At 67.5% G+C, this 3,497-nt stretch carries 2 protein-coding genes; both read left to right on the forward strand.

The genetic code is table 11. The annotated features are described in order from the left end of the window. Positions 1–241 precede the first annotated feature (241 nt). Positions 242–1,708, forward strand: a complete 1,467-nt coding sequence (guaB, locus tag EBL85_RS16505; protein WP_062272618.1) for an IMP dehydrogenase — start codon at positions 242–244, stop codon at positions 1,706–1,708. Between the two features lie 124 nt (positions 1,709–1,832). Further along, positions 1,833–3,419 carry a glutamine-hydrolyzing GMP synthase gene (gene guaA / locus EBL85_RS16510; protein WP_062272616.1) on the forward strand — a complete coding sequence of 529 codons (1,587 nt, stop codon included), beginning with the start codon at positions 1,833–1,835 and terminating at the stop codon, positions 3,417–3,419. Positions 3,420–3,497 lie beyond the last annotated feature (78 nt).

Below are 3,497 nucleotides of genomic sequence, written 5' to 3' on the forward strand. Positions count from 1 at the left end.
ATCTGAGGCCGGCGCGGCGAGGTTGGAGACCTCGCCGCGCACCCGCAACAGCGGGAAGGCGCCGTCGAGCACCGCACGGACCTCGCGATTGAGCCGCGAGACCGTATAGACATCCGGATCGAAGATCGCGCTCATCGCCACACCCCGAGACCAAGGGAAAACGCCAGTTTACAGGAGTCCATATACGTTTTATAATTATAGGTTACCTTCCACCTTGCACCACCCCGGAGCCCTTTCACCCATGCGCCTGATCCAGGAAGCACTTACCTTCGATGACGTCCTCCTCGTCCCGGCTCACTCCACGGTGATCCCGAGCGAGGTGGATTTCCAGACCAAGCTCACCCGCGAGATCGATCTGCGCATCCCGTTGGTGTCGGCGGCCATGGATACGGTGACCGAGGCACGGCTGGCGATCTCGATGGCGCTCGAGGGCGGCATCGGCATCATCCACAAGAACATGACCATCGAGCACCAGGCCCGCGAGGTGCTGACGGTCAAGAAGTACGAGAGCGGCATCATCCGCAACCCGATCACCGTCTCGCCGCACCTGAGCATCGGTGAGGTGGTGCAGATCACCCACGCCAACAACATCTCCGGCGTGCCGGTCACCGACAACGGCGAGCTGGTCGGCATCGTCACCGGTCGCGACCTGCGCTTCGAGAAGCGGATGGACGCGCCGGTCTCGGCCATCATGACCCCCAAGGAGCGACTGGTCACGGTGCGCGAGGGCGCCGACCGTCAGGATGTCATGAACCTGCTGCACAAGCACCGCATCGAGAAGGTGCTGGTGGTCAACGACCGCTTCGAGCTGCGCGGCCTGATCACCGTCAAGGACATCCAGAAGGCCAAGGACTTCCCCAAGGCCTCGCGTGACAACCAGGGCCGGCTGCGCTGCGGCGCCGCCGTCGGCGTCGGCAAGGGCACCGAGGAGCGGGTCGCGGCGCTGGTCGAGGCCGGCGTCGACGTGGTGGTGGTCGACACCGCCCACGGTCACTCCAAGGGCGTGCTCGACCGGGTGCGCTGGGTCAAGCAGCACTACCCCGACGTGCAGGTGATCGGCGGCAACATCGCCACCCCCGAGGCGGCGCGCGCGCTGGTCGAAGCCGGCGCCGACGCGGTCAAGGTCGGCATCGGTCCGGGCTCGATCTGCACCACCCGCATCGTCGCCGGTGTCGGCGTACCGCAGATCACCGCGGTGGCCAACGTCACCGAGGAGCTCAAGGACAGCGGCGTCCCGGTGATCGCCGACGGCGGCCTGCGCTTCTCCGGCGACGTCGCCAAGGTGATCGCCGCCGGCGCCAACAGCGTGATGATCGGCGGCATGTTCGCCGGCACCGACGAGGCCCCCGGCGAGGTCGAGATCTACCAGGGTCGCTCCTACAAGTCGTATCGCGGCATGGGCTCGCTCGGCGCCATGGGCGCCACCGAGGGCTCCAGCGACCGCTACTTCCAGGAGAACACCGACAAGGAGAAGCTGGTGCCCGAGGGCATCGAAGGGCGCGTCCCCTACAAGGGCAGCCTGCGCAACGTCATCCACCAGCTCGTCGGCGGTCTCGGCTCGAGCATGGGCTACACCGGCTGCGCCACCATCGACGAGATGCGCACCAAGCCGCAGTTCGTGCGGGTGAGCGCCGCGGGCATGCGTGAGTCGCACGTCCACGACGTGCAGATCACCAAGGAAGCGCCCAACTACCGCATCGACAACTAAGCCCCATCGCGGCGCCCTCGGGCGCCGCGATGCGCTTTGCGCCGATGCCCCAGGCGCGGCCGGGTCGGTCGGACCCGCGCGGCGGCGACCAGGGGTGGCGCCAACCCCTAGCAGCAGACCACCAATGTCCAGTCACACCACCAACATCCACGCCGACCGCGTCCTGATCCTGGACTTCGGCTCCCAGTACACCCAGCTGATCGCACGCCGCGTGCGCGAGGCCGGCGTCTATTGCGAACTCCACCCGTGCGACATGGACGCGCAGGCGATCCGCGACTTCGCCCCGCGCGGCATCATCCTCTCCGGTGGCCCGCAGTCGGTGCACGAGGCCGAGACCCCGCGCGCCGATCCGCTGGTCTTCGAGCTCGGCGTGCCGGTGTTCGGCATCTGCTACGGCATGCAGACCATGGCCGCCCAGCTCGGCGGCAGCGTCAACGCCGCCAACCACCGCGAGTACGGCTACGCCCAGGTGCGCGCGCGCGGTCACTCGCGCCTGCTGCGCGACATCGAGGACCACACCAGCGAGGCCGGCTTCGGTCTGCTCGACGTGTGGATGAGCCACGGCGACCGCGTCGAGAGCCTGCCCGAGGGCTTCACCGTCATCGCCGAGACCGACAACGCCCCGCTCGCCGGCATCGCCGACGAGAGCCGCGGCTTCTACGGCGTGCAGTTCCACCCCGAGGTCACCCACACCCGTCAGGGCAAGCGCATCATCGAGCGCTTCGTCCACGACATCTGCGGCTGCGCCAGCCTGTGGACCCCGAGCAACATCATCGACGACAGCATCGCCCGCATCCGCGAGCAGGTCGGCGGCGACAAGGTGCTGCTCGGACTCTCCGGCGGGGTCGACTCCAGCGTGGTCGCGGCGCTGCTGCACCGCGCCATCGGCGATCAGCTCACCTGCGTGTTCGTCGACAACGGCCTGCTGCGTCTCGGCGAGGGCGATCAGGTGATGCGCACCTTCGCCAACCACATGGGCGTGAAGGTGATCCGCGTCGACGCCGAGGAACGCTTCCTCGGTCGGCTCAAGGGCGTCTCCGACCCTGAGCAGAAGCGCAAGATCATCGGCAACACCTTCATCGAGGTGTTCGACGACGAGGCCAGCCGCATCGAGGACGTCAAGTGGCTCGCCCAGGGCACCATCTACCCCGACGTGATCGAATCGGCCGGCGCCAAGACCGGCAAGGCCAAGGTCATCAAGTCGCACCACAACGTCGGCGGCCTGCCCGAGGAGATGAACCTCTCGCTGGTCGAGCCGCTGCGCGAGCTGTTCAAGGACGAGGTGCGCAAGATCGGCGTCGAGCTGGGGTTGCCCTCGGAGATGGTCTACCGCCACCCCTTCCCCGGTCCCGGCTTGGGCGTGCGCATCCTCGGCGAGGTCGAGAAGGACTATGCCGAGACCCTGCGTCAGGCCGACCACATCTTCATCGAGGAGCTGCGCGCGGCCGATCTCTACGATCAGGTCTCGCAGGCCTTCGCCGTGTTCCTGCCGGTGCGCTCGGTCGGCGTCGTCGGCGACAACCGTCTCTACGCCCACGTCATCGCGCTGCGCGCGGTCGAGACCATCGACTTCATGACCGCCCGCTGGGCCCACCTGCCCTACGACTTCCTCGAACGCGTCTGCCTGCGCATCGTCAACGAGGTCAACGGCGTCTCACGCGTGGTCTACGACATCACCGGCAAGCCGCCGGGGACCATCGAGTGGGAGTGAGGTCGGGAGGGCTGTCGTCGGGGTGTGTTGCTGGCGGCAGCTAGAGATCAGGAAGAGAGGAAGAAGCCCGCGTGAGCG

This window comes from Marichromatium sp. AB32 (assembly GCF_003718675.1).
Taxonomy (GTDB): domain Bacteria; phylum Pseudomonadota; class Gammaproteobacteria; order Chromatiales; family Chromatiaceae; genus Marichromatium; species Marichromatium gracile.